The 26,052-nt window shown below is 52.4% G+C and carries 20 protein-coding genes and 1 pseudogene; 15 read left to right on the top strand and 6 right to left on the bottom strand.

Translation table 11 applies throughout. The features are described from left to right. Positions 1-617: 617 nt before the first annotated feature. Entirely contained in the window at positions 618-2,258 is a 1,641-nt protein-coding gene (locus tag ACYVRB_RS04915; protein ID WP_461213924.1) for an APC family permease, read from the bottom strand. Between the two features lie 270 nt (positions 2,259-2,528). On the opposite strand from ACYVRB_RS04915, the gene ACYVRB_RS04920 reads away from it, so the two are divergent. Together ACYVRB_RS04920 and ACYVRB_RS04925 are read left to right on the top strand one after the other, a co-directional pair. Beyond that, complete coding sequence (locus ACYVRB_RS04920) at positions 2,529-3,287, top strand: ABC transporter ATP-binding protein (RefSeq protein ID WP_461213925.1); 759 nt, start codon at positions 2,529-2,531, stop codon at positions 3,285-3,287. 12 nt (positions 3,288-3,299) lie between these two features. Next, entirely contained in the window at positions 3,300-5,108 is a 1,809-nt protein-coding gene (locus ACYVRB_RS04925) for an FtsX-like permease family protein (RefSeq protein ID WP_461213926.1), read from the top strand. A gap of 47 nt (positions 5,109-5,155) precedes the next feature. Here ACYVRB_RS04925 and ACYVRB_RS04930 read toward each other — a convergent pair whose 3' ends face one another. Then, complete coding sequence (locus tag ACYVRB_RS04930) at positions 5,156-5,815, bottom strand: histidine phosphatase family protein (RefSeq protein WP_461213927.1); 660 nt, start codon at positions 5,813-5,815, stop codon at positions 5,156-5,158. Positions 5,816-5,920: 105 nt separating this feature from the next. On the opposite strand from ACYVRB_RS04930, the gene ACYVRB_RS04935 reads away from it, so the two are divergent. From ACYVRB_RS04935 to ACYVRB_RS04950, 4 genes are all read left to right on the top strand, one after another. Further along, entirely contained in the window at positions 5,921-6,163 is a 243-nt protein-coding gene (locus ACYVRB_RS04935; protein WP_461213928.1) for a hypothetical protein, read from the top strand. A gap of 16 nt (positions 6,164-6,179) precedes the next feature. Continuing rightward, complete coding sequence (locus ACYVRB_RS04940) at positions 6,180-7,322, top strand: DUF4767 domain-containing protein (RefSeq protein ID WP_461213929.1); 1,143 nt, start codon at positions 6,180-6,182, stop codon at positions 7,320-7,322. A 96-nt stretch (positions 7,323-7,418) separates the two neighbouring features. Next, complete coding sequence (locus tag ACYVRB_RS04945) at positions 7,419-7,802, top strand: transposase (RefSeq protein ID WP_461213930.1); 384 nt, start codon at positions 7,419-7,421, stop codon at positions 7,800-7,802. A 231-nt stretch (positions 7,803-8,033) separates the two neighbouring features. Continuing rightward, on the top strand, positions 8,034-9,161 hold the full coding sequence (locus ACYVRB_RS04950) for a DUF4767 domain-containing protein (protein WP_461213931.1): 1,128 nt from the start codon (positions 8,034-8,036) through the stop codon (positions 9,159-9,161). 41 nt (positions 9,162-9,202) lie between these two features. On the opposite strand, the gene ACYVRB_RS04955 is transcribed toward ACYVRB_RS04950, so the two are convergent. The 4 genes from ACYVRB_RS04955 to ACYVRB_RS04970 all read right to left on the bottom strand — a co-directional run bounded on the left by ACYVRB_RS04955 (position 9,203) and on the right by ACYVRB_RS04970 (position 14,471). Beyond that, positions 9,203-10,105 carry a proline-specific peptidase family protein gene (locus ACYVRB_RS04955; protein WP_461213932.1) on the bottom strand — a complete coding sequence of 301 codons (903 nt, stop codon included), beginning with the start codon at positions 10,103-10,105 and terminating at the stop codon, positions 9,203-9,205. A gap of 147 nt (positions 10,106-10,252) precedes the next feature. After that, entirely contained in the window at positions 10,253-10,990 is a 738-nt protein-coding gene (locus ACYVRB_RS04960) for a hypothetical protein (protein WP_461213933.1), read from the bottom strand. 92 nt (positions 10,991-11,082) lie between these two features. Further along, positions 11,083-12,438 carry a DUF4041 domain-containing protein gene (locus ACYVRB_RS04965; RefSeq protein WP_461213935.1) on the bottom strand — a complete coding sequence of 452 codons (1,356 nt, stop codon included), beginning with the start codon at positions 12,436-12,438 and terminating at the stop codon, positions 11,083-11,085. Positions 12,439-12,650: 212 nt separating this feature from the next. Then, positions 12,651-14,471: a monovalent cation:proton antiporter family protein gene (locus tag ACYVRB_RS04970; RefSeq protein ID WP_461213936.1), complete on the bottom strand. Its 1,821-nt coding sequence runs from the start codon at positions 14,469-14,471 to the stop codon at positions 12,651-12,653. Between the two features lie 121 nt (positions 14,472-14,592). Between ACYVRB_RS04970 and helD the strand changes: the two genes are divergently transcribed. The 9 genes and pseudogenes from helD to ACYVRB_RS05015 all read left to right on the top strand — a co-directional run. Next, a complete protein-coding gene (helD, locus tag ACYVRB_RS04975; protein ID WP_461213938.1) occupies positions 14,593-16,884 on the top strand; it encodes an RNA polymerase recycling motor HelD in 2,292 nt (763 codons plus the stop codon). A gap of 33 nt (positions 16,885-16,917) precedes the next feature. Further along, positions 16,918-17,382, top strand: a complete 465-nt coding sequence (locus ACYVRB_RS04980) for an acyl-CoA thioesterase (RefSeq protein WP_461213939.1) — start codon at positions 16,918-16,920, stop codon at positions 17,380-17,382. Positions 17,383-18,149: 767 nt separating this feature from the next. Next, positions 18,150-18,635 carry a FeoA family protein gene (locus ACYVRB_RS04985; protein WP_461213941.1) on the top strand — a complete coding sequence of 162 codons (486 nt, stop codon included), beginning with the start codon at positions 18,150-18,152 and terminating at the stop codon, positions 18,633-18,635. Then, positions 18,628-20,593, top strand: a pseudogene (gene feoB / locus ACYVRB_RS04990) (ferrous iron transport protein B); the annotation flags it as partial. The gene ACYVRB_RS04985 and the pseudogene feoB, both read left to right, overlap by 8 nt. Before the next feature lie 195 nt (positions 20,594-20,788). Continuing rightward, positions 20,789-20,962 (top strand): FeoB-associated Cys-rich membrane protein, encoded by a 174-nt coding sequence (locus ACYVRB_RS04995; RefSeq protein WP_461213942.1) that lies wholly within the window; start codon positions 20,789-20,791, stop codon positions 20,960-20,962. Between the two features lie 27 nt (positions 20,963-20,989). Next, complete coding sequence (coaA, locus tag ACYVRB_RS05000) at positions 20,990-21,913, top strand: type I pantothenate kinase (RefSeq protein WP_461213943.1); 924 nt, start codon at positions 20,990-20,992, stop codon at positions 21,911-21,913. Between the two features lie 122 nt (positions 21,914-22,035). Next, positions 22,036-23,598, top strand: coding sequence for a glutamine-hydrolyzing GMP synthase (gene guaA, locus ACYVRB_RS05005; protein ID WP_461213944.1), 1,563 nt, complete (start codon positions 22,036-22,038; stop codon positions 23,596-23,598). A 680-nt stretch (positions 23,599-24,278) separates the two neighbouring features. After that, entirely contained in the window at positions 24,279-25,868 is a 1,590-nt protein-coding gene (locus tag ACYVRB_RS05010; protein WP_203634043.1) for a type I restriction-modification system subunit M, read from the top strand. Then, positions 25,861-26,052: restriction endonuclease subunit S (locus ACYVRB_RS05015; protein WP_461213946.1), on the top strand; the 192-nt coding region annotated here is incomplete at its 3' end. The genes ACYVRB_RS05010 and ACYVRB_RS05015, both read left to right, overlap by 8 nt.

Raw genomic sequence — 26,052 nt, forward strand, 5'->3', positions numbered from 1 at the left:
CAATCGCGGTCGGGTGCGGGCGAAAGCGACTCCAGCAGGTTTCAATCTGTCGTGGAGAGGGTTCGGCTTCGCTAACTTCGTCTGCGACGAAGTGGATCTCCACCTGCGCCTTGCTGTAAGCGACAAGTCGCTAACAGCAATCTCACCACGTCAGATTGACCTGCTTCCGTCACTTTCGCCCGCATCCTAGATTCTGCGTATCAGGATAGTTTGATGTATCGGACAAGTACGATTCATTCAATCATGAATAGACCACTCACAACTAATATCGCTGGTCGCTATTCAATTTCTCCAGTCTTGGAAACCGCCACCTTGAATTTTTAGGACGCAAATGTAAGGACGGGGTGCGCGGAAGACAGATATGGCTCAGGCGCGACATTGTTGTTGGCGGTTTACCGCCTACAACAACGGCGTCGAGGGAGATCCACTCGTAGCGCAGCGAAGAGTTAGCTCCCGAGCGCCTCGCACCGTTCCAGCCATATCCGTCTGGAGTGCACCCCGTCCGGACCTATACCACTATCCCCAACACATCCCAAAGAGGACTTACGCTGCCGGACAACGACAGCACAAATAAGCGGGGGAGTCGGGGACTCCTCCGCTTACGGAAGTGGTGGTGATTATTCTGTGGTGCCGTTGCGGCCGTTTTTGGTCATCTTGAGGATCAATCCTAAGAGGATTAAATCGACGACAACGGTGGTGCCGTAGCGCAACCCTGTGCTTTGGTGCACGAGGAGGCTGGTGTTGATGCCGTCGCTGATCAGATAGACGAGGACGATGGCGACGATGGCCGTGAAGAGCCACCAGGTGCCGCGGCCAAAGGCGTTACCGTTGGCTTGGCGCTTGGCGATCCAAGGCATCATGAAGCCTAACAGCACCATCCCGATCGGGACGACGATGTTCAGCGTTAACATCAGCGCAAACGTCTTTGGGGTTGCGTCGGTCGGATAAAAGCCCATCGTTGCCAGCAAGAAGGTAATGATCAGCATCCACAACCCGACGATCAAGCCCAACTTGTCAGACTTGATGTATTTGTAGGCCGGCGTCGGGAAGCGATCGGCGTGGCGACGGACCATGATGTAAGACCAGAATAAGAACATCGTTGAAAATGGGGACACGATGCCGTTGAGGTTCAACAGCCAGTTAAAGATGTCGTTGATCTGCGGCAACATTCCTCCTAGTGCCATGATGATCGCACACAAGATCGTGGTCAGCCAGTAGCCGTTGATCGGCAGGCCGTCTGCGGTTTTTTTGGTGAGTTGGCGCGGCATGAAGCGCTTGGCAACGTCAGACAAGAAAACACGGGTAGAGGCGTCTAAGATCACCGCCAGCTGCGCGAGCATGTAGAGCCCTTGGACGACGGCAAACAGATACATCAAGCCGTTGCCCAGGCCGAATTGTTGCCCGATTGCCTGAAAGGCGTAGTAGGAGCCGTTCATTTTCAAATCATTCGGCAGGTGATGGGCGTTGAAGTACACGCCTAACGAGAACGTGCCAAAAAGCGTCAAGAACATGGTCATGATCGCGATCATCTTCAAGGCCTTCGGGAAGTCCTTGGCAGGGTGTTTCATGTCTGCGGTGTAAGGGGCCGCAAGTTCAGAGCCGTTCATGGCAAAGACGAACAGGCCGAACGTGGACAGGAATGACAGCGAGAAGAAGTCTTTGGGCATGAAGCTGGAGAAATGGAACGGATGCGTGGCGATCGGGTTGCCATGCGCGAGGCCGACGAAGGTCATCACGACAAACAAGATGGTCATCACAAACATCGCGCCGCCACCAATGGTCGACATGACTTCCAGCGACTTGTTTTTGAAAAAGTGTTGTAGCCAGATGAACACGACAAACACGACGGCGGTCAACACGCCAAACCAGGCATTGCCTAGGTGCGCTTGGATGTTGCCGTTGCCGTTGGTGATCCAGCCCAGCGAGATGACGACAGAATTGGCGACGTCGACAACGTAAGGCAGGCCGGTGATCCAATAGAACCACGCGGCGAAATAGCCGACGGTGTCGCCGTTGGTTTGGCGCATCCAGCTGGTGATCCCGCCTCCGAGTTCAGAGAAGGTCGATCCCATGTGGGCGACGATCAGGTTGTAAGGAATGACGTAAAAAATCGTCATGATCACCCATGAGGTGACGGCGACGAGGCCTTGATTCTGAAAGTTATAAATAATGTCGTCAAAGCCGATGACGGTGACAAAGTCCATCAAACCGACGATGACCCAAGGAATATATTGCTTTTGTTTCGTATCAGACTGCATGTTGTCCTCCAAAGTACGTGCGACAGCTATAAGCGGCTGGCACACGCGCCTGGCGCTTTGTTCTGGTACATGGGTGCCTCCTTTCAGCGCATTGGTGCGCAAAAGCACAATCGTCCCATTCTACTAAATTTTCATAGATGAGGGAACGCTTTTGCAGAAATTTCCTGGGAAATCTTTCGCGCCTTACAGCTTTGTTAGATGATGTTCGCGCATCAGGCAGAATTTTACGGTACGATAGCTTCATACGAAACATCAATGGAGGTAATTTTGATGCAAAACCAACCTGTCGTTGCCGTCGATGCGGTCACGAAGACTTACGGCAAAGCTAACGAAAAACAGTTCCAAGCGTTAAAAGGGGTCACCTTTTCCGTTCAACCCGGTGAATTTGTCGGGATCATGGGGGCGTCTGGTTCAGGGAAGACGACGCTGATAAATATTCTATCGACGCTGGATCGCCCGACGTCCGGCACGGTTGCTATCAACGGCCAAGACGTGACGGCGCTCAAAGGCGACAAGCTGTCCGACTTCCGCGCCAAGCAGATTGGCTTCATTTTCCAAGATTTCAACTTGCTGGAGAACCTGACGGCCCGCGAAAATATCGCCTTGCCGCTGGCATTGCAAAGCGTCAACCATCAAAAACAGGTGGCCGCCGTTGATAAGATCGCTGCCACCTTGGGGATTCAAGAAGTGCTCGACCACTATCCCACCGAGCTTTCAGGCGGGCAAAAGCAGCGTGTCGCCGCCGCGCGGGCGCTGGTGCAAGAACCCGCGATCTTGTTCGGCGATGAACCGACCGGGGCGCTGGATTCTCAGTCTGCCAAGGAACTGTTAGACACGATGACCCGCCTCAACCAGGACCAAGGCGTGTCGATCCTCTTGGTCACGCATGATCCATTTTCCGCGTCGTATGCGCAGCGCATCTTGTTCATCAAAGACGGCCAAATCGGCTCTGAGTTGGTGCACGGTGACAAGAGCCAAGCGGCGTTTTATCAAGAGATCTTAGAGACGCTTGGCACGTTCCAGCAGTGATCGGAGGCAATCATGTTACGTAAATTAGCTTTAGGCGGGATCCGTTCGCGTTTTCGCGATTATGCCGTCTTGTTTTCAGGTCTGGTGATCGCCAGCGCGGTATTTTATATGTTTATGGCGTTGGCGACCAACAAGGCCTTCTTGACCAGCAACTCACCGATCGGGATGACCCCGATCATCTTCGGTTTCGGTGAGGTGCTGTTGGTCATCATCACGATGGTGTATGTCGTTTACGCCAACACGTTTTTGATGAGCATGCGCCAGCGCGATTACGCGATGTTCATGATGCTTGGGGCCAAGTCGCGCAAGATCGCCCAGTTGATCTTCATCGAAACCGTCAGCGTCGGCTTGTTGGCGGCGATCGTCGGCGTGATCGTTGGCATGGGGCTGACCGGTATCGCCGGGCACATGTTGATCGGGATGTTACACGCCCCGGCGACGCATTTCTCTGTGTTTTGGGGACCGGCGCTGGTCGTCACTTTCGGCTTTTTCATTGTGATGTTTGTCATCGCGGCGTTCATGAACGCCGCCAAGCTGTTGAAAACACCCATGCTGACCTTGCTGCACGCGGCCACGACCCCGAATCGCATCCAGCAAAAGCGCTGGTCGCTGATCGTTCAGGCGGTATTGGCGGTGGTACTGCTGGCGATCGGGTATTGGGCGATGCAACAACTCATGCACCTGCAGATGATGGCGATCGGCATCGCGCTGGTGACGATCGTCATGGGGACCTACTTCTTGTTCAACGCTTTGCTGGTGTGGCTGATCGGCCTCCTCAAGCGTAACCAGCGTTTTGCCGCAAAAGGGCTGCGCACGTTCACGCTCAGTCAGCTGAGCTTTCGCATCCGCGATTACACCAAGATCTTGGCGGTCGTCGCCATGCTGTTCGCCTTAGCGTTAGGAGCAATCACCGTCGGGCTGGGTTTCCAGCACGATATTCCGGAGATGGCCAGCCGCCAGAGTGCTTATGACGTGGTGACCATCGACGCCGGCGCCAAGACGCAGGCCGCGGCCAAGCGGCTCACCGGCGTCACCCACACCGATACTTATTCGCAGAAGGTCACCGCCAAGAACTTGTATCTCGATGCGCAAGAACTCGATGCGCGGCCGCTGCAGTTGGAGATCTTCAACCACGGCAACTGGAAAAAAGTCGCCGTCACGGCAGAAAACTTCGCGCAATACGCCGAGTCTGCCAGCACGCAACTCGCCCAGTTTCGGATCCCTGCGGACAACGCGCGGCAGATGCAGGTCGTCTCACACGCTGATTTCGTGAAGACGGCCGGCACGACCCGCACAATCAAGGCCTATCAGGTGAAAGATTTTGCCGCGAACTACGATGCGATCAAGACGATGGTCACGCAACAAAATCAGCAATACCACGTCAAGTCGATGGATCAGTCGGGACAGAAATTCATGATCTACGAGCTGATCAATGGCATGTACTCGGGACTTGCGTTCATGGGCTTTTTCCTCGGGATCGCCTTTTTGGCCATGCTGGCATCGACGCTGATGTTCAAGATCTTAAGCGGCGCCAGCTTCGATGCCAGCCGCTACCTGATGCTGCAAAAGATCGGGGTGCGGCCAGGCTTGTTGCGCAAGTCCGTCCGCGAAGAGATTGGGGCGTTGTTCTTGTTCCCTGGGTTACTCGGGATCGTCCATGTCTTGTTCGGGCTGCAGTTGTTCGTCGGGCTCTTGCAACATCCTTACCACAACCTCTTGTTGCCGTTTGGCATCTTCATTATCCTTTACGCGGTGTATTACGCGCTCACCGTGTGGCTGTATGAAAGTATCGTGATCAAAAAAGACATTGCGACAGACTAAGCCGCAAAAGACCCGCCTTTCGACGAAAGGCGGGTCTTTTTGACCGGTTATAGTTCGGTTTGGTTGTAAGACAAGACTTTGACGCCTTCATCGGTCAAGGCGATCTTGGAAATCGAGCCGTTGAGCGGAGATTCGAGGACGGTAAAGCCGTCTTGTTTGCCAAACTTGTCGACGATGCTGCGGATGGTCGTGCCGTGGCTGACCAGCAAGACATTGTCGCCGTGTTGGTTTTGCTGGCGCAGAAGCTTGAAGCCTTTTTGCAGGCGGTTCCAGTACGTCAGCGCATCTTCTGCGGCGCCGAAGGGATCCGCGTCGTGGGTGAAATCTTTAGATGCGTCGACGCCGTATTTGGCGACGATTTCTTTGAATGACGGGGTGCCGTGTGGGGCACCGACCGCGTACCAAGTCTTGGCAGAGTCTTCGCCTTCATAATACCCATAGAATTGTTCACGGAAAAACGGCGTGATGGTGAGCTCGACGTTGGTGTTCATGTTCTTGCTCAAGATGGTTCTGGCGGTGTTGGACGCGCGCATGGTGTCACTGGAATACGCATGGGTGAAGGTGATGTGGCTGAGCAGTTTGCCGGCACGTTCAGCGTCTGCGATGCCTTTGTCTGTTAGCGGCGAGTCCGACCAACCTTGCATTTTGTTGAAAAGGTTGAACCATGTCTGCCCATGGCGCACGAGATAAACGGTGACTGTTTTCATGTGGAGTCCCTCCGATTCGTTTGCCTCCAGTGTAGCACATGGATTGCTTAAAAAGCGCTCTCAGTATGCTAAACTTAAAGTAGGAAGAAAAAGGGAGGAACCGCGATGAATAAGAAGTGGCAACAGATGGTACAAAACTCGGCCAACCAGTCTTCTGCGGCTGGCTCCGGCGGCTATTGGCTGGGTTCTGCGGTCGTGGCGCTCGCCGGCGGCGGATATGTGGTTTATCGGCTGTGGGATAAGTATCCGGCAGGTGCGGTGGTTGCGGCATTGATTTTTGTATTGATCGGGGTTTATGATCTACGCATGGTGCTGGCCAAGCGCCACGCAAATCGTAGACGACGGTAGGAAAAGAGGTAAGAGAATGAGACTTTGGGGTAAACTGGCGCTGGTTATAGTCGCTTCTGGGGTGTTGGCAGGCTGCCAACAAAAAGCGGCACCGGCGTCAAAAGCAGATTCAAGCAGTAGCAAAACCAGCAAGGTCGTCCAAGCGCCGACAAAGAAGCTGGCCTGGTCTTCTGCTAAGGCCCAGCGGCTGGAAACCTTCATGGGTGAGTTTGGCGTGAAGATGCAGCAAAACTACACGGCAGTGACGACCAAGACCAGTACGTCTTGGAACGACATCGATCTATCGACTTATATCCGTCAAAACAAGCGCGTGCGCTTCGGGGATAAGGCCACCAAGGTCAACTGGTTGCCTAAAGCGACGGCGGGTTCGACCACCGCGGCCAACATCGTTGCGGTGGATGCTGACGATGCTGACAAGATCTTATACTTATTTGAGGTGACCGCCGATGGCACCGCGCACGTCTGGGTCAGCGAAACCGGCCTGGACGATGGCTTATTGCAGATGAAGGAAACGACCAATCACGACTTGACCAGTGGCTTCAAACAGATCGTCGCCGGCAAGACGCCAAGCCTATTGGCGACGGATTCTAGTTCAAGTTCGAGTTCGCAAGCCTCCAGCTCGAGTCGCCAAGTTGCATCCTCTTCGCAGTCCAGCAGTAGTAGTAGCCAATCGACGACCACCAAGTCGACCAATCATGCCGTCGTGTTTGACCAGCAGTATCAGCACACCTGGTATAGTTATTCTGCATATGATCATAAGGTGCATACGCAGACTTTTGCTGCTAACTCGATAATCATGGATAACGGCACGCCTCAGCCTGTGTATTCGATCAACGAGCGGACAGCGGCGGACAAGGCCTACCTGCAAAGCACCGATGCTGGCAACCCGCCTGATCAAGCTAAAATGAGTTGGGGCGCCGCGATGAATCTCAAAGATACTGATGGGGTCTCGTACATCAACGTCCGGGGTTGGTATCAAACCGCAGGCGCTGGCGGCTATTATCGAATCGCCACGCGCAATCTTGACGGGCAGTCGCAGCCGGTGTTGGAAACCGCTTCTGGTGCAGGGATGTGGGTCGATAGCAACTACTATTTGACCCGTGCGTTGGCAGAGAAATATCAGGATCAAAAATATCCAGACGAACACACAATGAATTAAAAAAGAGCCGAAGCGGCATGATTCCGCTGGGTATACTCCTGCCAAGGTAGACAAGCAAATAATCAAAGCTTGCCTGCTAAGGAAGGAGTATTTTTTATGGGCCGAAAAGGTTCAAGATACAGCGCGAAAGAGAAGCGCTTCTATATTAGTTTAGTGAAGAATGGGATGGCGGCCAATACCATCCGGAAAAAGTATGGTGTTCATGACTCACAGATTGCTCAGTGGGTAGAACGTTATGATGCTGGTGGGGTGGCTGCACTAAGCAGGCGCCTTCATCAAGCATATTCTGAAGAACTCATGCTTGAAGTAGTCCAGGCATACCTTGCCGGTGGCATGGCTTACTCTCAACTAGCTCGGCAATATAACATTTCCAATGGTGCTGTCATCTATCAGTGGGTCAAAAGGAAGACAACTCAGATCGAACGTATCGAGATTGCGCCATGGGTCATTTCTGCCCATGGCGCACGAGATAAACGGTGACTGTTTTCATGTGGAGTCCCTCCGATTCGTTTGCCTCCAGGGTAGCATATGGATTGCTTAAAAAGCGCTCTCAGTATGCTAAACTAAAAGTAGGAAGAAAAAGGGAGGAACCGCGATGAATAAGAAGTGGCAACAGATGGTACAAAATTCGGCCAACTAGTCTTCTGCGGTTATGGTGCTTGCCAAGCGCCACGCAAATCGGAGACGACGGTAGAAAAAGAGGTAAGAAAATTGAGACTTTGGGGTAAACTGGCGCTGGTTGTGCTCGCTTCTGGGGTGTTGGCAGGCTGCCAACAAAAAGCGGCACCGGCGTCAAAAACAGATTCAAACAGTAGCAAAACCAGCAAGGTCGTCCAAGCGCCGACAAAGAAGCTGGCCTGGTCTTCCGCTAAGGCCCAGCGGCTGGAAACCTTCATGGGTGAGTTTGGCGTGAAGATGCAGCAAAACTACACGGCAGTGACGACCAAGACCAGCACGTCTTGGAACGACATCGATCTATCGACTTATATTCGCCAAAACAAGCGCGTGCGCTTCGGGGATAAGGCCACCAAGGTCAACTGGTTGCCTAAAGCGACAGCGGGTTCGACCACCGCGGCCAACATCGTTGCGGTAGATGCTGACGATGCTGACAAGATCTTGTACTTATTTGAGGTGACCGCCGACGGCACCACGCACGTCTGGGTCAGCCAAACTGGTCTGGACGATGGCTTATTGAAGATGACGGAAACGACCAATCACGACTTGACCAGCGGCTTCAAGCAGATCGTCGCCGGCAAGACGCCAGATTTATTGACGGCGGATTCGAGTTCAAGTTCGCAAGCATCCAGTTCGAGTCGCCAGGTCGTGTCATCATCACAGTCCAGTAGTAGCAGCCAGCCGACAGCCACAGAGTCGACCAGCCATGCCGTTGTGTTTGACCAGCAGTATCAGCATACCTGGTATAGCTATTCTGTAGATGATCAAGCGGTGCATACGCTGACCATCACCGCCAATTCGATAAACATAGACAATGGCAAGCCTGAACCAGTGTATCAAGCCAGCGAGCGCACAGCGGAAGACAAAGCCTTGATGGAATCAGCCAACAGTAATTCTGATCTGTCCAAGATGAGTTGGGGCGCCGCGTCAAATTATAAAGACAGTGATGGGGTCGCGTATATCAACGTCCAGGGCTGGTATCAATCTGCCGGTGATGGCGGTTATTATCGGGTCGTCACGCGTAATCTTGACGGGCAGTCGCAGCCGGTGTTGGAAACCGCTTATGGTGCAGGGGCGTGGGTCGGCGACAACTACTATTTGACCCGTGCGTTGGCAGAAAAATATCAGGATCAAACATATCCGGACGAACACACAATGAATTAAAAAAGAGCCGAAGCGGCATCATGCCGCTTCGACTCTTTTTGTTAATCGTTGAAGTTGCCGGTTTCGACGTCTCGAATAAATTGCTTCAAGTGCGCGAAGTAAACCGGGGCGTTATCGATCATGTGGTGGTGACCGCCGTCTGGCGTGGTGACCAGGCGGGCATGGGGGATGTCTTCTGCCATGCGTTGGGCCGACTTCATTGGCATCGTTTCATGTTCACCAAAGGTCAACAAGGTCGGCACCGTGATGTTGTGGATCTGATCGCGAATATCCCAGTCTTTGAGCTTGCCGGTGACGACGAATTCGTTGTCGCCTTGGAAGGCGCCATAGACATCGGTCGCCATCGTCGAGATCAGGTGACTGATGGCAGGTGGTTGCTTGCGATCGACGTAGCCGGCGTTTAACACGTCAACATACTTTTGATATTGGGCGTCGTCCCATTTGCCTTCTGCTTCGATCTTCTTCATGTAGCGAACGGCTGAAGGTGGCAAGGCCTCTTCACGGCAGAGTTCGACGTGTTCGAGGTATTCGTTGATGTTGTCGACCATGCTGGAGATGATCGCGCCTTTGAGATGCTTGCCATACTTCAACGCGTACAGCTGCACGAGGGCGCCGCCCCAGCTTTGACCGATCAGATAGAAGTTATCGAGACCGAGCTTTTGGCGGACTTCTTCGACTTCATCGAGGAAGTAGTCGGTGGTGAGATACTTCTGATTTTCTGGATCGGAGTAGTCCGGCTGGTCGGAGTAAAAGCTGCCCAGCTGGTCATACATATGGACTTGAACACCAAGGTCGGCGAGTTCTTCGCCGAAGTTTTCCCAGTATTCATGCGTACCGCCAGGGCCACCATGGAGGCACAGCAGATGAATGTCGCCTTGACCTTGGGTGTTGGTCCACAAGTGGTAGCCGTTGTCCAAGGTGATGATCGTGGTTCCTTGTTTCATCAAAAATCACCGCTTTCATAAATTATTATTATTGTAGCACTTCCACAAAGGTCTTGCGCCGAAACTGGATGGTGTCTGCTGTTCTGCGGAAGGAAGCGGGATAGCTCTGCTCCGGACCTACACCCGGTTGTATATTTGACAAAAGACTTAGTATACTCGAATCTCTTTGTAGTCAGTTAAATGGGACTGTGCGACAGCAAGCTTTCCAGACTTAATATCAGTGAACAAGCCTTCGGTGAGTGCTTCGTCGGATGCCTTATTAAGCTCCGCTAATGTGGAAAGTGCAAGGCTCTGGATATGGATAGCCAGTTCTTTTTTTGAGCTATCGGTGAGTGCCGCAATCTTAGAATTTACTTGTCCAGTGACTTTGTATGAGTTGCCCGATTTTGATACTTTAATACTAATTACGTATGTTGACCAGTCGTAGGAACTGTTCGGAGTACCGCTTTGTGTGGGATTACCATTTTCGTCGAGTGTGCCGTTAGCGAATCCCTGATCCTCTGTTAAAGATTTGGAAATGGCGGCATTAATTGGTGCAACCTTCTTAGCCTTCGAGTTATTAGACTTTGTGTTTGCTTGTTTGGATAATGTTCCGATGGTTCCCCCTGAGACCTTACCTTTTTTGAAATAAACGCGTCCTCCAGAGACAGAACCTGTGGAAGTGTAGATCCAAGTCGTTGATCTTTTAGCATGAGCTACACCAAGTAACTTCTTAACCTGCTTTTCCGTCATACCCAGTTTTAACTTTGCAACGTGTTTTTCAGTGTATTTCTTCTTCGTGGCTTGTACCAGCGTTGGTTGGCTGTATGATAGACTTTCTGCAATTGGCGCACCCAAACTAACTGCAACAATAAAGGCCAGTCCCAATTTAATCCACTTTTTCATATTTGTTCCCCTACGTTTCAGCTTCTTTCGTCAATCAGTTTTCTGGACGTTGTCCTTGTTACATGCAGAGCACTCCACACATGGCGAGGAGATTATTTTGCTTCAATTGCGAGAGATTCCCTAAATTCTGGTGCATCCGGAACTTCAGTGAAATCAATAGTAAGATCCTTGTACTCTTCGAGAACCTTTTCGATTTCCATAATGGGTACCTTGAAATATTCTTTGCGATTATTCACTTTGTTTACCCGTTGGGAATCAAAGCGTTGATGGAGCTCAGCTTCGAGTGCGTATGCATCGTAAGAAAAAATGAGGGCGTGAACGTCAAATTTGAAAGGGACAGACGCTGATCCTAGTTCGGATACACGTTCCATTGGATCGAGGCGACGAGTGACACCGATCTTTACAACATCGGGGCCAAAAGAACCAACATTAGAGATGATATAAACATATCCAGCCGTTGCGTTTTTTTGACGGTAATCTAAGTCCTTTTTGTCTGCCTCAGCTTTTTCAATATTGGATTGAAGTTCTTTCATACTTAGTTGAACGGCGTCACGATCGGTTCCTTCGAGAGTAGCAAGCTTCTCTTGTAGTTCAATAAAGGCTTTTTTGTAGTGATCAAGATCTTTATCAAGTTTCTTTTGGGCAGTTTGAATCTGCTTTTGGGCTTGTTTTTCTTCCCGTTCGCGTTCGCGTTGCTCGCGCAAAGCGTCTTTTTCGTCTTGCTTTTTTGTTTCATATTCATATGCCAGATGAAGTTCATCTAACTTACTTTCGAGGTAATCAGAAGTCAGGCGGACACCATTTGGATCATTCAGTTTGTTGAGCTGGTCGAACGATTTTTGAATTCGTGTTGCGATACGGTCGAAGTTTGAGTAGGTAACCTTGTTTATTGCGGCTTCACATTCAACGTTGAACGAGCGAATTAATTGTTTACCATTTTTCTTTTGCATAGCATGTCCCTTGGTGACGGAATCATTCAGCGTCATCGGGGTAAAAATTGTGAAGGCAATTTCCTGCTTTATCAGCTGTTTTTGGCTGTTTCGTACCAGTTGAAGTTGATCTTTATACCCGAGAGAGGTTGCAAAATCGTATCGAGGCACGTATAAGCCATAGGTTGCCATATTTGCCTGATCGTCATATTCGCCAAGCTCAAGCTTAAGGGAATTGATCTTGTCTTGAAGTCCCTGCGCATCTGCCTTGAGTTGCTCCTCAGTTGCGTTTAGGTTGGAAATTCGAGTTCGATGATCAGTGGTTTCATTGGCAATGCGCGCTTCTAACTCTGAAAGCTCGGCTTGTCTATCCTTGATGAGTTGCGCTAATTCTGAAGGTTTCATTTGTTGAGCCGATAACTTAAGTTCTGCTTGTTGTCGAAGGGTTGCATTCTCATTCCGAAGTTTTTCAATCTCGGACTTAAACTCCTTACCCCGAAAGATGTCAGATATCCCCATAATACGTTCCCCCAATTAAATTTGTTTGTAATTGCCTCTGTGGAAGTTATTGCTAAGGTAAACTACTTGTGTGCGATGATTGTCTCATACTTATAGATCAACTAAGGTTTAATTGCTTAGAATATTCGCAAGTTATCGTAAGTAGATAACAATCAGACTAAAAATTTGAAGATAAATTGACACCGAAACCGCTTTCCCCGTGTTCAGCAACATTAGTTCAGTTTCTCCAACTGCTGACGGATCTCACCGACAGCGGCTTTGTCGCCGGAAAAGATGATGTGATCGCCGAGGTGGATCTGGGTGTCGCCGTGCGGGGCGATGAATTGGCGATCACGGTAGATCTGAGAAATCGTGATGTCGTTGACAAACGGCAGGTTCTTGATTTCCATGCCGGTGTAGCGGCGGTTGTTGACGGTGATTTCAAAGATCCCGGCGTTGGTGTCATCGAGGATTTTCAACGTCGATGGGGTTTCGATCAAAGACCGCAACAAGGAGATCGAGGCGTCGATCGTGTTGTAGACTTCGACACCAGCGGCACGCAGTTCTTCATAGCGCGGATTTTGGACGTTTTTGGATTCGAAGCGGGCGATGATCCGTGGAACCTTGGCCGCCAGCGCCCATTGCGCGAGCTCGAAGTTCTTGTCGTGGTCGAAGTAGGCCAGCATGACGACATCGGCGTCATAAGCCCCAGCTTCGGTCAGCGCCCCTTGGGAAAAGGCGGGCATCAGCTTCACGTTCACTTCGGAGTTGTAGGTGCCATATTTGGCGGGGTCGTCGGTGAACATCGTGATATCGTACAGGCCACGGGAGAGTTGTTGGGCGATCGGCACCGTCAGCAGGTTGGTGCCAATGAAGTGGACGACGGTTTTCTTAAAGTCTTCTTGCTCAGCGCGATAGAAGCGATTGAACAAGATCGGGCTGAAGATGCAGGTGATGATCGCCGCCAGCGTAAAGGCGCCGGACTGCTGGCTGGAGACGATGCCCAGATCGCGCCCGATCGTCAAGGCAGGAACCACCAGCGTGATGGTCGTCGAGATCAAGAAGGTGCCGGCGACGGCGTTGGTGCGTTTGAAGCGCAGTTGTAAGATGAAAACCAGCAGGCTTTTGGCGAGGAAAAAGCCGATCAACAAGATCGGGATCAGGGCCACCGCCCGCGGATCTGCCAGCAAGGTGCGCAGGTTGATCTTCACGCCGGTCATGATGAAAAAGATCGGGATGAAGAAGCCGTATCCCAGACTGGTCAGCTTGTCTTGGGTCTCTTCGCGCGGCCGCAACAGCTTCATGACGATGCCGGCGAGAAACGCGCCCAAGATGTTTTCAGCGCCAACGGTTTCAGCGACGGTCACCAAGGTGATGATCAGGAAAAACGCCAGGCGAATGTCCAGTTGCGTGGTCGCCTTGTCGATGCGGGCGAAGACCTGATATGGCTTGCGGAAGCGCATCAACAAGAAGATGGCAACGGCAAAAATCGCCAGCAGCCACCACACGCTTTTGCTTGACGAGCCGTTGATCGACGCGTAAACGGTCAGGCTGATCAACGGGATCAGCTCCCCAAGCGCAGCGATCAGCAACATGGTTTGCCCAAAGGGTTTGGACAGCAGCTCTTTTTCCTTGAGGGCGGCGATGACAACGCCTAGTGCCACCGTGCTGTAAACGATCGTCGCAAATACCGCGTGGGAGAAGAAGCCGGTGACTTGTAAGATGGTGGCGAAGATCGCCGCCACGACCACAATGCTGGCGTAAGCGAAGATCGCCAACTTGGCCGGCCCGATCTTGGGATCTTTGGATTGCGGTTTGAATAAACTGAAGTCGATTTCCATCCCGGAAAGAAACATCAACACGATTACCCCGAGGCTCGCCAGTTCGGCCAAGACGCTGGTGTTGGCGACGACGCCTAAGACGCTTTTGCCCAAGACAATACCAGTGACGATTTCAGCGACAGCGGTGGGGGTGCTGGTGATGTTGAATTTCGCCATCACCAACGGGATGGCCAACGCCGCAAACAAGACGATCAACAATGATAGGCTTTGCATTTTTTTCCTCCCTAGAATCTATCGGTAGTTTACCACAAGTTGTGAGCGAGATTGAGAAACTTCCTTAAAAGTGGTACTATATTACAACGATTATTTTGTTGTAGATATGGAGGATGTGCCAGTGGATAAAGAGCAACAATACGAACAGCATCATCTCGACGGCATCATGGATGAACTCGGCGTTGCCGACAAGCGTTTGCGGGCTGAAATCGACCGCACCAAAGCCGAAGAGAAGTCGCTGAACAAGAACTTCTTCAACGATTTTTCCATCAACTTGAGTAACGATGCTGAGACCATCGAAACGGCCGCTTCCATTCAGCAACAACAACAGATGCTCGACGAGCGCGCCAATTCTTGGCAACAGTCGAGCGCCCAACTCAAAACGGTGCAGCGCCTGCAGATCAATCCGTATTTTGCGCGGATCGATTTTCAAGAAGGAAAGGAAAAGCCAGAGACGATCTACATCGGACTAGGCTCTTTCACCGACGAAGCAGGCAAGTTTTTGATCTATGATTGGCGTGCCCCGATCAGTTCGATTTATTACGACGGCGGCTTGGGCCATGTGACCTACCAGACGCCGGACGGGCCGCAAACCGTCGATGTCAGCCTGAAGCGACAGTTTGTGATCGCCAATGGCAAGATCCAGACGATGTTTGACACCACCGAAACCATCGGTGACCAGATGTTGCTGGAGGTGTTGGGTGAGAAGTCCGACACGCAGATGAAGAGCATCGTCACGACGATCCAGCGCGAGCAAAACCAGATCATCCGTGACACCAAGGCCGAGCTGTTGTTCGTTCAAGGGGCCGCCGGTTCAGGGAAAACTTCTGCGGTGTTGCAGCGTGTCGCTTACTTACTGTATCGCTATCGCGGCAATTTGAACGCCAGCCAGGTGATCATGTTCAGCCCCAACCAGCTGTTCTCCGATTACATTGGCAACGTCTTGCCGGAGTTGGGCGAGCAGAATATGGTGCAGTTCACGTATTATCAATACGTGACGCGGCGGGTGCCAAACATCGAGGTCCAAAACCTCTTTTCGCAGTTTGAAGTCGTGCAGACTCCGGCGCAAAAGCAAGTCGCCAAGCTCAAAGGTAGCCTCGCGTTTTTCAACGCGACGGCGGCTTATGCGGCCAGCCTCGAAGCCTCAGGGATGAAGTTCCGCGATATCCGTTTCCAAGGGGAAGTGTTCTTCTCCAAGCAGCGGATCCGCGATATTTTCTATTCATTCAACGCCAATTACCATCTCGGCAACCGGTTGAACGCGACCAAGGAGCGCTTGGTCAACATGTTGAATCGCAAGGTCGAATCGACGATGAAGGCCAAGTGGGTCCAAGATATGGTCGAAGACCTGTCTGCAGAGCGGATCCGCGAGTTGCAGGCAAGCGGCCCGGAAGAGTTCAAGAACTCTGACGACGAGTATCGCTTCTACGCGCGCAAGATCGTCACAGATGCTTTCAAAGAGATTCGCCTGGCGATCGCGCGCAACCACTTCTTGAACGTGCGCGGACAATACCTCGCCTTCTTGAAAAACGCCGGCAAGTACGTCGACTTGAGCGCTTTTGGCCTCGATGAAGCCGCTTGGCAAGATGATGTCGAGGACTTCTTGAACGAATTCAAGCAGCGCCGGCTGGCGATGGCAGACGCGACGCCGTATCTGCATCTGTACGACCTGATGACCGGCCGCCACGGCGAGCGCGACATGCGCTATGTCTTCATCGACGAGATCCAAGACTACACACCGTATCAGCTGGCCTACTTGCGCAAGAGTTTCCCCAAGGCCAAGTTCACCTTGCTCGGCGATTTGAACCAGGCCATTTTCACCAAGTCGGACTCCCATACGCTGATCCAAGATGTTTCCAAACTCTTCAATCCGGACAAAACGCGGGTGATTCAGCTCACGCAATCGTATCGCTCGACCAAGCAGGTCACCGACTTCACCAAGGCGATCTTGCGCTCCGGACAACAGATCGACGCGTTCAACCGCCAAGGACCGCTGCCGACGATCACGGTGCGGCCGGATGAAGCGACGCTGGTGGGGGATCTGCTGACGCAACTGGCGACCAACGATGCCGCCAAGCAAACCACGGCAGTGATCGCCAAGACGCTGGAAGAAGCGGAACACGTCTATCAGCTGATGAAAGACGCTGGTCATGCCGCGACGCTGATCCGTTCGGAGAATCAGCGCTTGGCGGCTGGGGTGATCGTCGTGCCGTCTTATCTGGCCAAAGGGCTGGAGTTTGACGCTGTCGTGTTGTGGCAGGCCAACAAGCACTTCTTCCATGAAGAAGACGAGCGTGAGTTGCTGTACACGATCGCCAGCCGGGCAATGCACCGTTTGACGATTCTGGCGACACCGGAGCTGTCACCGTTGTTGGCCCAGGTGCCGGCAACGTTATATGCGACCGGCGAATAATTCAGGGAAATCTAACGAAAAGAGTTATTGTTAATGTTAATGTCTGAAACCAAAGCGATCACGACCCATCGTATTTTTCAGGGTCAGATGAACGAGCACGACAGCCTTTTCGGCGGCCAGACCTTGGCCTGGTTGGATGAAAGCGCGTCGATCGCGGCTCACCGGCTTGCCCGGCGCGAGCTGGTGACCGGTAGCGTCGATTCGATGGTGTACCTCAAGCCGGTGTCTCTCGGCCACGCGTTGATGTATCTCAGTGTCGTGACCGGCGTCGGCCACAAGTCACTGGAAGTCTTCACGAAGATGGTTGGCGAAAACCTCGATACCGGCGAGCGCTATCTCGCCGGCTACGCGTTTTCCACGTTCGTGTCGACGACAGACAAGCCGTTACCAAGTCTCGAACCTGATGACGAGGAAAGTGCCAGCCTGCATGCCGGCTACGACCAGCGCCGCCAAGCCAACAAGGCGCGCCGCCAACTCGTACCCAAAGTCAGTTTATAAGTCGTTAAGAAAGGCGAGCCATTGCGGTTCGTCTTTTTTGGTGCGGTTTGTTGGCGGAGTGGCTGTCGCTGGCGGGTGCAGGCAAAAGCGACTCCGTCAAGTCGAGCTGTCGTGGAGGCGGTGCTCGATGAAGCTAACTCGAAGCTTTGCTTCGAGTGGATCTTCACCTGCGCTGATTGTATGGCGACAAGTCGCCAACAACGATGCCACCACGTCAGCCCGACCTGCTTCCGTCACTTTTGCCTGCACCGTAGATTTTGCGTGGCAGGATTTTTAGTTTGATAAGCAGATTGAGTTAACCGCAGATAACGTGTTTGGCGAATATCAGCGGATAAATTCTTATCTTGCTGTGATCGGTTTCTGGTAGCTTAGAAACTGGCGCTTCTGCTGAATTAGAACACAAATGTGAGGACGGGGTGTGCGGAAGTCAGATATGGCTCAGGCGCGAGATTGTTGTTAGCGGCTTGCCGCTTACAACAAAGGCGTCGAAGAAGATCCACTCAGGCTTTGCCTGAGTTAGCTTCTGAGCGCCTCGCGCCGTTCCAGCCATATCTGACTGGCGCGCACGCCGTCCGGACTGCACCACAATCCCAAGCAGAACCTACTAGAAGATGAAAAACAGCAATTGGAATTGTTTTAATCTGTGAGAAAGATTGTGCACAGCCGGCGACTTTTTGTGCGGAGCCGTGTTTTCGGGATGAAAACAGATACTTTTTCGGGTAAACACGGTATTATGAAAATACTATGAGACTACGGAGGCGACGCTTATGGAGACATTGACGGAATTGCGTCATACGGGCGACTACATCATCATGGCTGTCACCGGCCGCGATCGCCTCAATAAACACCTTGCCGAGCTTGGCCTGTTGCCGGGCAAGCGGCTGACGGTGATTCAAACCGCCAGCGGGGATTCCGGGATGCTGGTGTATTTTCAAGGGCAGCGCCTGGCGATGTCTGGTGAGATCGCCGGCCAGATCAAGGTGCGCCCGTATAACGCAGTCGCTTCTGAAAACGCCAAGCCGCTGGCAGAATTCAAGGTTCACCAACAAGGCATCGTCGCCCAGCTGAACGGTGAAGCGGCGTTGCGGCATCGCTTGATGGACATGGGCTTGACCCGTGGCACCTTAATCAAGGTCTACAACGTTGCGCCGTTGGGAGACCCGCTGGAGCTGGTCGTGCGCGGTTACAAGCTCAGCATCCGCAAGGCGGATGCGGAAGCGATCCTTGTCGAGGAGGTGGGCGGAGATGCCTGAAGCAACGTTAGCATTGGTCGGTAACCCGAATTCTGGCAAAACCACGCTGTTCAACGCGTTGACCGGCGCCAAGCAGGCGATCGGTAACTGGCCTGGCGTCACCGTCGAGCGCAAAGCCGGCCGCCTGCGCCAAAATAAGCAGGTCGTCATCCAAGACCTGCCGGGGACTTATTCGCTGTCGCCGTACACGTCAGAAGAAATCGTGACGCGAAACTTCTTATTGGAAGGCGACTTGTCGCGGGTGCTCAACGTGGTCGACGCCACGAACTTGGAACGTAACTTGTATCTGACCTTGCAGGTGATGGAAACCGGGCGGCCGCTGATTTTGGCGCTGAACATGATGGATGTGCTCGCCAAACAGAAAAATCGCGAGATCAACCTCCACAAGTTGAGCTACGCCTTGGGAGTTCCGGTGATCGGCATCAGTGCGATGAACGGCACGCATGTCGACGATCTGGTGGCTAAGATGCTGGACCGCGACCCCGAGTGTGGCACGTATCCTTTTCCCGAATACGACCCACGGGTGGAGTCGGCACTGAGTCTGATTAAAGACCAGCTCAGCGAATATCCTGAAAGCCAGCGGCGCTGGTATGCCATCAAGCTGTTCGAGCGGGATCCTGAGGTGGTCAAGCAAGTCGCCTTGTCTGCCAAGCAGCAAGAAGACATCGAAAAAACGATTGCCACCGCTGAAGACTTATTCGGGGATAGCAGCGATTCGATCATCGTCAACGCGCGGTATGATTTCATCGCGCGCGTGATCGCGATGAGCGTCGTGGACAAAGAAGACTTCTCCGAAAGCGCGTCGGACCGCATCGACCGGATCGTCACCAACCGCTGGCTAGCGTTACCGATTTTTGCCGCGGTGATGTGGGCGGTGTACTACTTATCGATCCAAACTGTCGGCACCATCGGTTCGGATTGGCTCAACGACACAGTGTTTGGCAGCTGGTTGCCACACTTGGCGACCGGCGCCTTGCAAAGCTGGCAGGTCGCACCTTGGCTACAAAGTCTGATCGTCGACGGGATCATCGGTGGGGTCGGGTCGATCCTCGGCTTCTTGCCGCAAATCATGATGTTGTTCTTGTGTCTGGGGATGCTGGAAGACTGCGGCTACATGGCGCGCATCGCGTTTGTGATGGATCGAATCTTCCATAAGTTTAACCTATCGGGGAAGGCCTTCATCCCGATGCTGATCGCGACCGGCTGCGGGGTGCCTGGTATCATGGCGACACGCACGATCGAATCCAAGCAAGACCGGCGCATGAGCATCATGTTGACGACATTCATGCCCTGTTCTGCCAAGCTGACAGTGATTGCGCTGATCTCTGGGACCTTCTTCCCGGGCCAGTCTTGGGTGGCGCCAAGCGCGTATTTCATCGGGATCATGGCGGTGATCGGCTCCGGCATCTTTTTGAAAAAAACGCGGCTGTTTGCCGGCCCGCCGTCACCGTTTGTCATGGAACTGCCGGCGTACCACTTGCCCAAAGCGGCCAACATCGTGCGTTCGGTATACAGCCGTAGCCGGGCCTTTGTTTACAAGGCCGGGACGCTGATCTTCGCGTCGTGCGTGCTGTTATGGTTCTTGGCCAACTTCAACTTCCGCCTGCAGATGGTCGATCAAAACCACAGCATCTTGCGTACCATCTGCGGTGTGATCGCGCCGGTGTTTGCCCCGCTTGGCATCGGGGATTGGCGGGCGACTGCCGCGATCTTCTCTGGCTTGATCGCCAAGGAAAATTGTGTCGGCACCTTCCGCGTCGCGTTTGGCGGTGGCAGCATGGCGAGTTTTGAAAGCCAACTGCGTGCGGCATACGCCCCGATGGCGGGTTACGCGTTCTTGGTGTTTAACCTGCTGTGTGCGCCGTGTTTTGCGTCGATCGGGACGATGTATAAAGAATTCGGCGACACGCGTTGGACATGGTATGCGGTCGGCTATCAGTGCGCGGTGGCTTACATGGTCGCCACGATCGTTAACCAGATCGGCGCTGTGATCGCCGGAACGACGACGCCGTTAGGTTTAGGATTGGCAGTTGTGGCGCTGGCGGTGATCGGGTTTGGCTTATTCATCAAACGCGAGCACGCCGCCGCACCGGAATTAGCCTGAGCGCCTTGCAACGGCAGGGTTGAAAGTGCTAACATAGGAGGAATTGCTGATGGCAACACTCATTATTGCGGTGATCATTTTTGCAGCGGTAGGCATCGTCATCTACAACCGTTTCTTTCGAAAGCAAAAAGGCGACGGGTGCAAGTCTTGTGGGGATGTTGGTTGTCCGCTGTTCGATCAGGCGCAAGCTATCCAGCAGAATAATAAGAAACACGCCGGCTAACTGGACGGCCCGACTGGAGAATTTGTCATGGAATCTCGAATGAACTATTACGTCTTCCCGCGCTGGGAGTGGGCGACTTTTCACACACGCAACTTCGCATCGGTCACCGATGCTGAACTCGATCAGCTACAATCGCTGAACGATGTCGTCAGCATGCAAGATGTCAAAGACATCTACAGCCCTCTGCGGCATCTGATCCATGTGCGGTATCGCGATTATCAAACCGCGGAATATGACCTCAGCCAGTTCATGGGAGAACACGACTACAACCACCCGTTCATCATCGGCATCGCCGGGTCTGTTGCGGTGGGTAAAAGCACCACCGCCCGCCTGTTGCAGCTGATGTTGTCGCGGGCGTATCCAGACAAGCGCGTGCAGTTGATCACCACCGATGGTTTTCTGTATCCCAACGCTGAGCTCGAACGGCGCGGGATCCTGGAGCGCAAAGGGTTCCCGGAAAGCTACGACATGGATCTCTTGATCCACTTCTTGAACAACGTGAAGAACAACCAAGGCGTCGTGCGGGCGCCTAAGTATTCGCACCAGATCTATGACATCGTGCCAGGCGAAGAAGAGGTCATCGACCATCCGGACATCTTGATCGTCGAAGGGATCAACGTCTTGCAGCTGCCGAGCAAGCAGGCAATCTACGCCAGCGACTACTTCGACTTCTCGCTGTACGTCGACGCAGATCCCAACTTGATCGAGCAGTGGTATCTCGAGCGCTTCGGGATGTTGCTCGACACCGCGTTCACCGACCCGACGAACTACTATTATCAATACGCCATCGGGGATCGCCAAGAAGCGTTCGCCATGGCGCGCGACGTCTGGGACAAGGTCAACTTGGTCAACCTCAACGAGTACATCTTGCCGACCAAAAATCGCGCAGACGTGATCTTACATAAGACCACTAACCATGTGATCGACCAAGTGTCGTTGCGTAAGTTCTGATCCAAGCAGGTAAGCCGGTGTGGTTTGCCTGTTTTTTCATACGCGGCAAGCGTTGATGGGAAAGTTCTCATCGCAGATTGACCGCAAGCCGATTTATCAGTAGAATTAGTGCAATACAAGAAATGGGAGCGTGGAAAAGCTTGGCAAACCAAGATTACGACAAGATCATCGTGCTTGATTATGGGAGTCAATACAACCAGTTGATCACGCGGCGCATTCGGGAATTCGGGGTTTACTCCGAACTGAAGCCGCACACGATCACGGCTGCGGAAGTGAAAGCAATCGCGCCAAAAGGGATCATTTTCTCTGGCGGCCCGAACTCAGTTTATGACGAAGGCGCATTAGGTGTCGATGAAGACATCTTCAAGCTTGGCATTCCGATCTTAGGTGTCTGCTACGGCATGCAGCTGATGGCTCAGCGTCTCGGCGGCAAGGTGGAGCCGGCGGACAACCGTGAATACGGCAAGGTCAACATCACCGTCACCGATGACAACGCGGTCATCTTCGAAGGCTTGCCAAAGAAGCAGACCGTGTGGATGAGCCACGGGGACCTGGTGCGTGAAGCCCCAGCCGGCTTCCACGCAACGGCCACCAGCGACAACTGCCCGATCTCAGCGATGGCTGACGACGAGCGCAAGTTCTACGGCATCCAGTTCCACGCTGAAGTCCAACACACGAAGTACGGCCATGAGATCCTGCATCATTTTGCCTTCGACGTCTGCAACGCTGAAGCCAACTGGAACATGGGCGACTTCATCGACCAGCAGATCGAAGCCATCCGCAATGAAGTTGGCGATAAGAAGGTCCTGCTCGGCTTGTCCGGTGGGGTCGATTCTTCCGTTGTTGCGGCGCTGTTGAACAAGGCGATCGGGTCTCAGCTGACCGCGATCTTCGTCGATCACGGCCTGTTGCGCAAGAACGAAGCCGACCAAGTGATGGAATCTCTGGGCAAAGGCCTCGGGGTCAAGATCATCAAGGTTGATGCTCACGAACGCTTCTTGGGCGATCTCAAAGGCGTCACTGATCCGGAACAAAAGCGTAAGATCATCGGCCGCGACTTCATCGAAGTCTTCAACGCTGAAGCCCGCAAGTTGCACGGCATCGAATACTTGGCGCAAGGCACGTTGTACACCGACGTGGTTGAATCCGGTACCGATACCGCGCAGACCATCAAGTCGCACCACAACGTCGGCGGCTTGCCAGACGACTTGAAGTTCAAGTTGATCGAACCGCTGAACAAGCTGTTCAAAGACGAAGCCCGCGAACTTGGCGAACGCCTCGGGATCCCGCACGAACTCGTGTGGCGCCAGCCGTTCCCAGGCCCAGGTCTTGGAATCCGGGTTCTTGGTGAAGTCACCGAAGACAAGCTCGAAATCGTTCGCGAATCCGACGCGGTTTTGCGTGATGAAATCAAGAAAGCCGGCTTAGACGAATCCATCTGGCAATACTTCACCGTCTTGCCAGGGTTCCGCTCTGTCGGCGTCATGGGCGACGGCCGGACCTACGATTACACGATCGCTATTCGGGCTATCACCAGTATCGACGGGATGACCGCGGACTTTGCTCGTATCGATTGGGAAGTCTTGCAGAAGATCTCCGCGCGGATCGTTAACGAAGTTGGGCATATTAATCGGGTAGTGTATGATATTACCTCCAAGCCGCCGGCAACGGTTGAATGGGAATAAAAGGTACATGTTAATTGAGTCCGGAATGTTGATTTAACGGCGTTTTCGGGAGATGCAAAGGATATGACTGGCGGGGAAATTATTACGTTCCCCGCCAAAATCCCCGCCAAGTTTGGGCTGTAAAAGCCTAATCAGGCAGGGATTTTTTTGACTAAGCCGATGATTTTTTGGGGGGTCTGTGTAACTGGTGAATCGCTGCACGCTAATAGTAGCGGAATCGGGTCTGATGTTCCAGACGGGTGCAGTACCTAATCTGCTCCAGCAGATGCCGGTGAATCAAGCCTACGCTCCTAGCCGCGATAATCCAGTTGGCGTATGTCCTTTCTGGAAGGTTGATGTCGCCATGGTGGACAGTGTTGTTAGTATGTTGATATTGGGGTATCCATCTTGATCTGGACAATATCAGATTTACCAGCAATTGAAAAATATGTCATCACAATGATGTGGCAAGTGTTCTACAAGATGATGTAGGGTGAGAAACTGTTCCATTATCTCATGATAAATAATAGGTTTCATCCTATTTGACAAAGATCTATGTATTCTTTATGCGGCTACTATTTGTCCAGAAAGCATCCTATATTGGAAACTTACCCTGAAACTCCACCGAATTCTCTGTATAATCAGTATGAAAACAAATGCTCAGAGAATCACTCTTGAGCCAACAAATAGGGGGTAACACGATGGCGTTAACGCACGAAAGAGAAGCACTGATCTGGAAAACCTTGAATGACACTCGGGGTAAGATTGAGCCGTCACAGTATCAGAACTATGTCTTCGGTGTGATGTTCTACAAGTTCTTATCTGAGAAAGCAGAGAAGTGGCTAACAAGCGTGCTCCGTGGTGAGACCTGGGCGAATGTATGGGCACAAGATGCGGGGAAGGCTGCCGAGTTTATGCAACGCAATCTGGGGTATGTGATTCAGCCTGGTGATATGTTCGATGACTGGAAGACGGCCATCGATGAAGATAAGTTCAATGTGACCATGGTGGCAGACGCCTTGCTTCATTTTGACCAAGGGGTAAGTCCGGACGCTAAGCATGATTTTGCTGGGATCTTTGCCGACATGGATTTGACGTCTTCGCGGCTTGGCGCAAATGCACAGACGCGGACGGCAACAATGATGAGTTGGATCGAGTTGATGGATAAGATCGAACTGGACGACAACGCGGATGTGCTCGGCGATCTCTATGAGTATTTGATTGGGATGTTTGCCGCAAACTCCGGTGCAAAGGCCGGGGAGTTCTATACGCCGCACCAAGTTTCAGATATCATGGCGCGTATTCTGACCTCTGGCCGTGAAAATGTTGAGGAATACAGTCTCTATGACCCTGCACTGGGGTCCGGCTCGTTGCTTCTGACCACGGCGTCATATATGCGTAACGCCGGGGTGCGTGGTGCGATCAAGTATTACGGACAAGAGCTGATCACGACGACCTTCAACCTTGCCCGCATGAACTTGATGATGCATGGCGTTGAATATAATGATATCAACTTGCGCAATGCGGATACGCTGAACAACGACTGGCCGGATGGCGTTATTGAAGGGGTGGATAACCCGCGGATGTTTGATGCCGTAATGGCCAACCCACCGTATTCGCAACACTGGGACAATCAAAACCGAGAGGACGACCCTCGGTTCAAGTTCGGTGTGGCGCCGAAGACTAAGGCGGATTATGCCTTCTTGTTACACAGCCTTTATCACTTGAAAGCTGATGGTCGTATGGCGATTGTGTTACCACACGGCGTTTTGTTCCGAGGGGCCGCGGAAGGAAAAATTCGGCAAGCACTGTTAGACAATCACAATATTGCTGGGATTATTGGGCTGCCAGAGAAGATTTTTACCAATACCAGTATTCCAACAATCATCATGATGTTAGAGAAGAACCGTTCATCAGACGATGTGATGATTATCGATGCGTCCAAGGGCTTTGAGAAGCAAAAAAACAGTAATCGATTGCGTGAAGAGGATATCAACAAGATCGTTGAAACCTATTTGACGCGCAAGGATGTTGATAAATATGCGCACCTTGCTCCGTTAGCTGAAATCCAAGAAAACGACTACAACTTAAACATTCCGCGATATGTGGATACTTTTGAAGAAGAGGCACCAATTGATACGGCGGCACTGCTTGCTGACATGAAGTCTATTTCAGAAGAAGAAGCCAAGCTTAACACCGAATTGAAGGAAATGATGGCAGATTTGGTAGTGACCGATTTGGCTGATCAGAAGCTCCTCGATGACCTGAAGGGAGTTCTAGACTATGAGTAAAGATCGAGGAAACCAGAGGCTCATTCCGACCATTCGTTTCAAAGGATTCACTGACGATTGGGAACAGCGTAAGCTTGGGGATGTGGCTTCGATTATTGGAGGGGGAACCCCAAGCACGGCAAAACCGGAATATTGGAATGGCGATATTGACTGGTATGCACCTGCTGAAATTGGCTCTCAACGA

The sequence above is a fragment of the Lacticaseibacillus boliensis genome, assembly GCF_054784775.1.

Coding starts and splice junctions, on each gene's coding strand:
- ACYVRB_RS04965 (WP_461213935.1), bottom strand. CDS start 12,438: ATGGGGATATCTGACATCTTTCGGGGTAAGGAGTTTAAGTCCGAGATT.
- ACYVRB_RS04980 (WP_461213939.1), top strand. CDS start 16,918: ATGTTAATGTCTGAAACCAAAGCGATCACGACCCATCGTATTTTTCAG.
- ACYVRB_RS04985 (WP_461213941.1), top strand. CDS start 18,150: ATGGAGACATTGACGGAATTGCGTCATACGGGCGACTACATCATCATG.
- ACYVRB_RS04960 (WP_461213933.1), bottom strand. CDS start 10,990: ATGAAAAAGTGGATTAAATTGGGACTGGCCTTTATTGTTGCAGTTAGT.
- ACYVRB_RS04920 (WP_461213925.1), top strand. CDS start 2,529: ATGCAAAACCAACCTGTCGTTGCCGTCGATGCGGTCACGAAGACTTAC.
- ACYVRB_RS05010 (WP_203634043.1), top strand. CDS start 24,279: ATGGCGTTAACGCACGAAAGAGAAGCACTGATCTGGAAAACCTTGAAT.
- ACYVRB_RS04925 (WP_461213926.1), top strand. CDS start 3,300: ATGTTACGTAAATTAGCTTTAGGCGGGATCCGTTCGCGTTTTCGCGAT.
- coaA (WP_461213943.1), top strand. CDS start 20,990: ATGGAATCTCGAATGAACTATTACGTCTTCCCGCGCTGGGAGTGGGCG.
- ACYVRB_RS04995 (WP_461213942.1), top strand. CDS start 20,789: ATGGCAACACTCATTATTGCGGTGATCATTTTTGCAGCGGTAGGCATC.
- ACYVRB_RS04915 (WP_461213924.1), bottom strand. CDS start 2,258: ATGCAGTCTGATACGAAACAAAAGCAATATATTCCTTGGGTCATCGTC.
- ACYVRB_RS04930 (WP_461213927.1), bottom strand. CDS start 5,815: ATGAAAACAGTCACCGTTTATCTCGTGCGCCATGGGCAGACATGGTTC.
- ACYVRB_RS04955 (WP_461213932.1), bottom strand. CDS start 10,105: ATGAAACAAGGAACCACGATCATCACCTTGGACAACGGCTACCACTTG.
- ACYVRB_RS04935 (WP_461213928.1), top strand. CDS start 5,921: ATGAATAAGAAGTGGCAACAGATGGTACAAAACTCGGCCAACCAGTCT.
- ACYVRB_RS04940 (WP_461213929.1), top strand. CDS start 6,180: ATGAGACTTTGGGGTAAACTGGCGCTGGTTATAGTCGCTTCTGGGGTG.
- ACYVRB_RS04970 (WP_461213936.1), bottom strand. CDS start 14,471: ATGCAAAGCCTATCATTGTTGATCGTCTTGTTTGCGGCGTTGGCCATC.
- ACYVRB_RS04945 (WP_461213930.1), top strand. CDS start 7,419: ATGGGCCGAAAAGGTTCAAGATACAGCGCGAAAGAGAAGCGCTTCTAT.
- guaA (WP_461213944.1), top strand. CDS start 22,036: ATGGGAGCGTGGAAAAGCTTGGCAAACCAAGATTACGACAAGATCATC.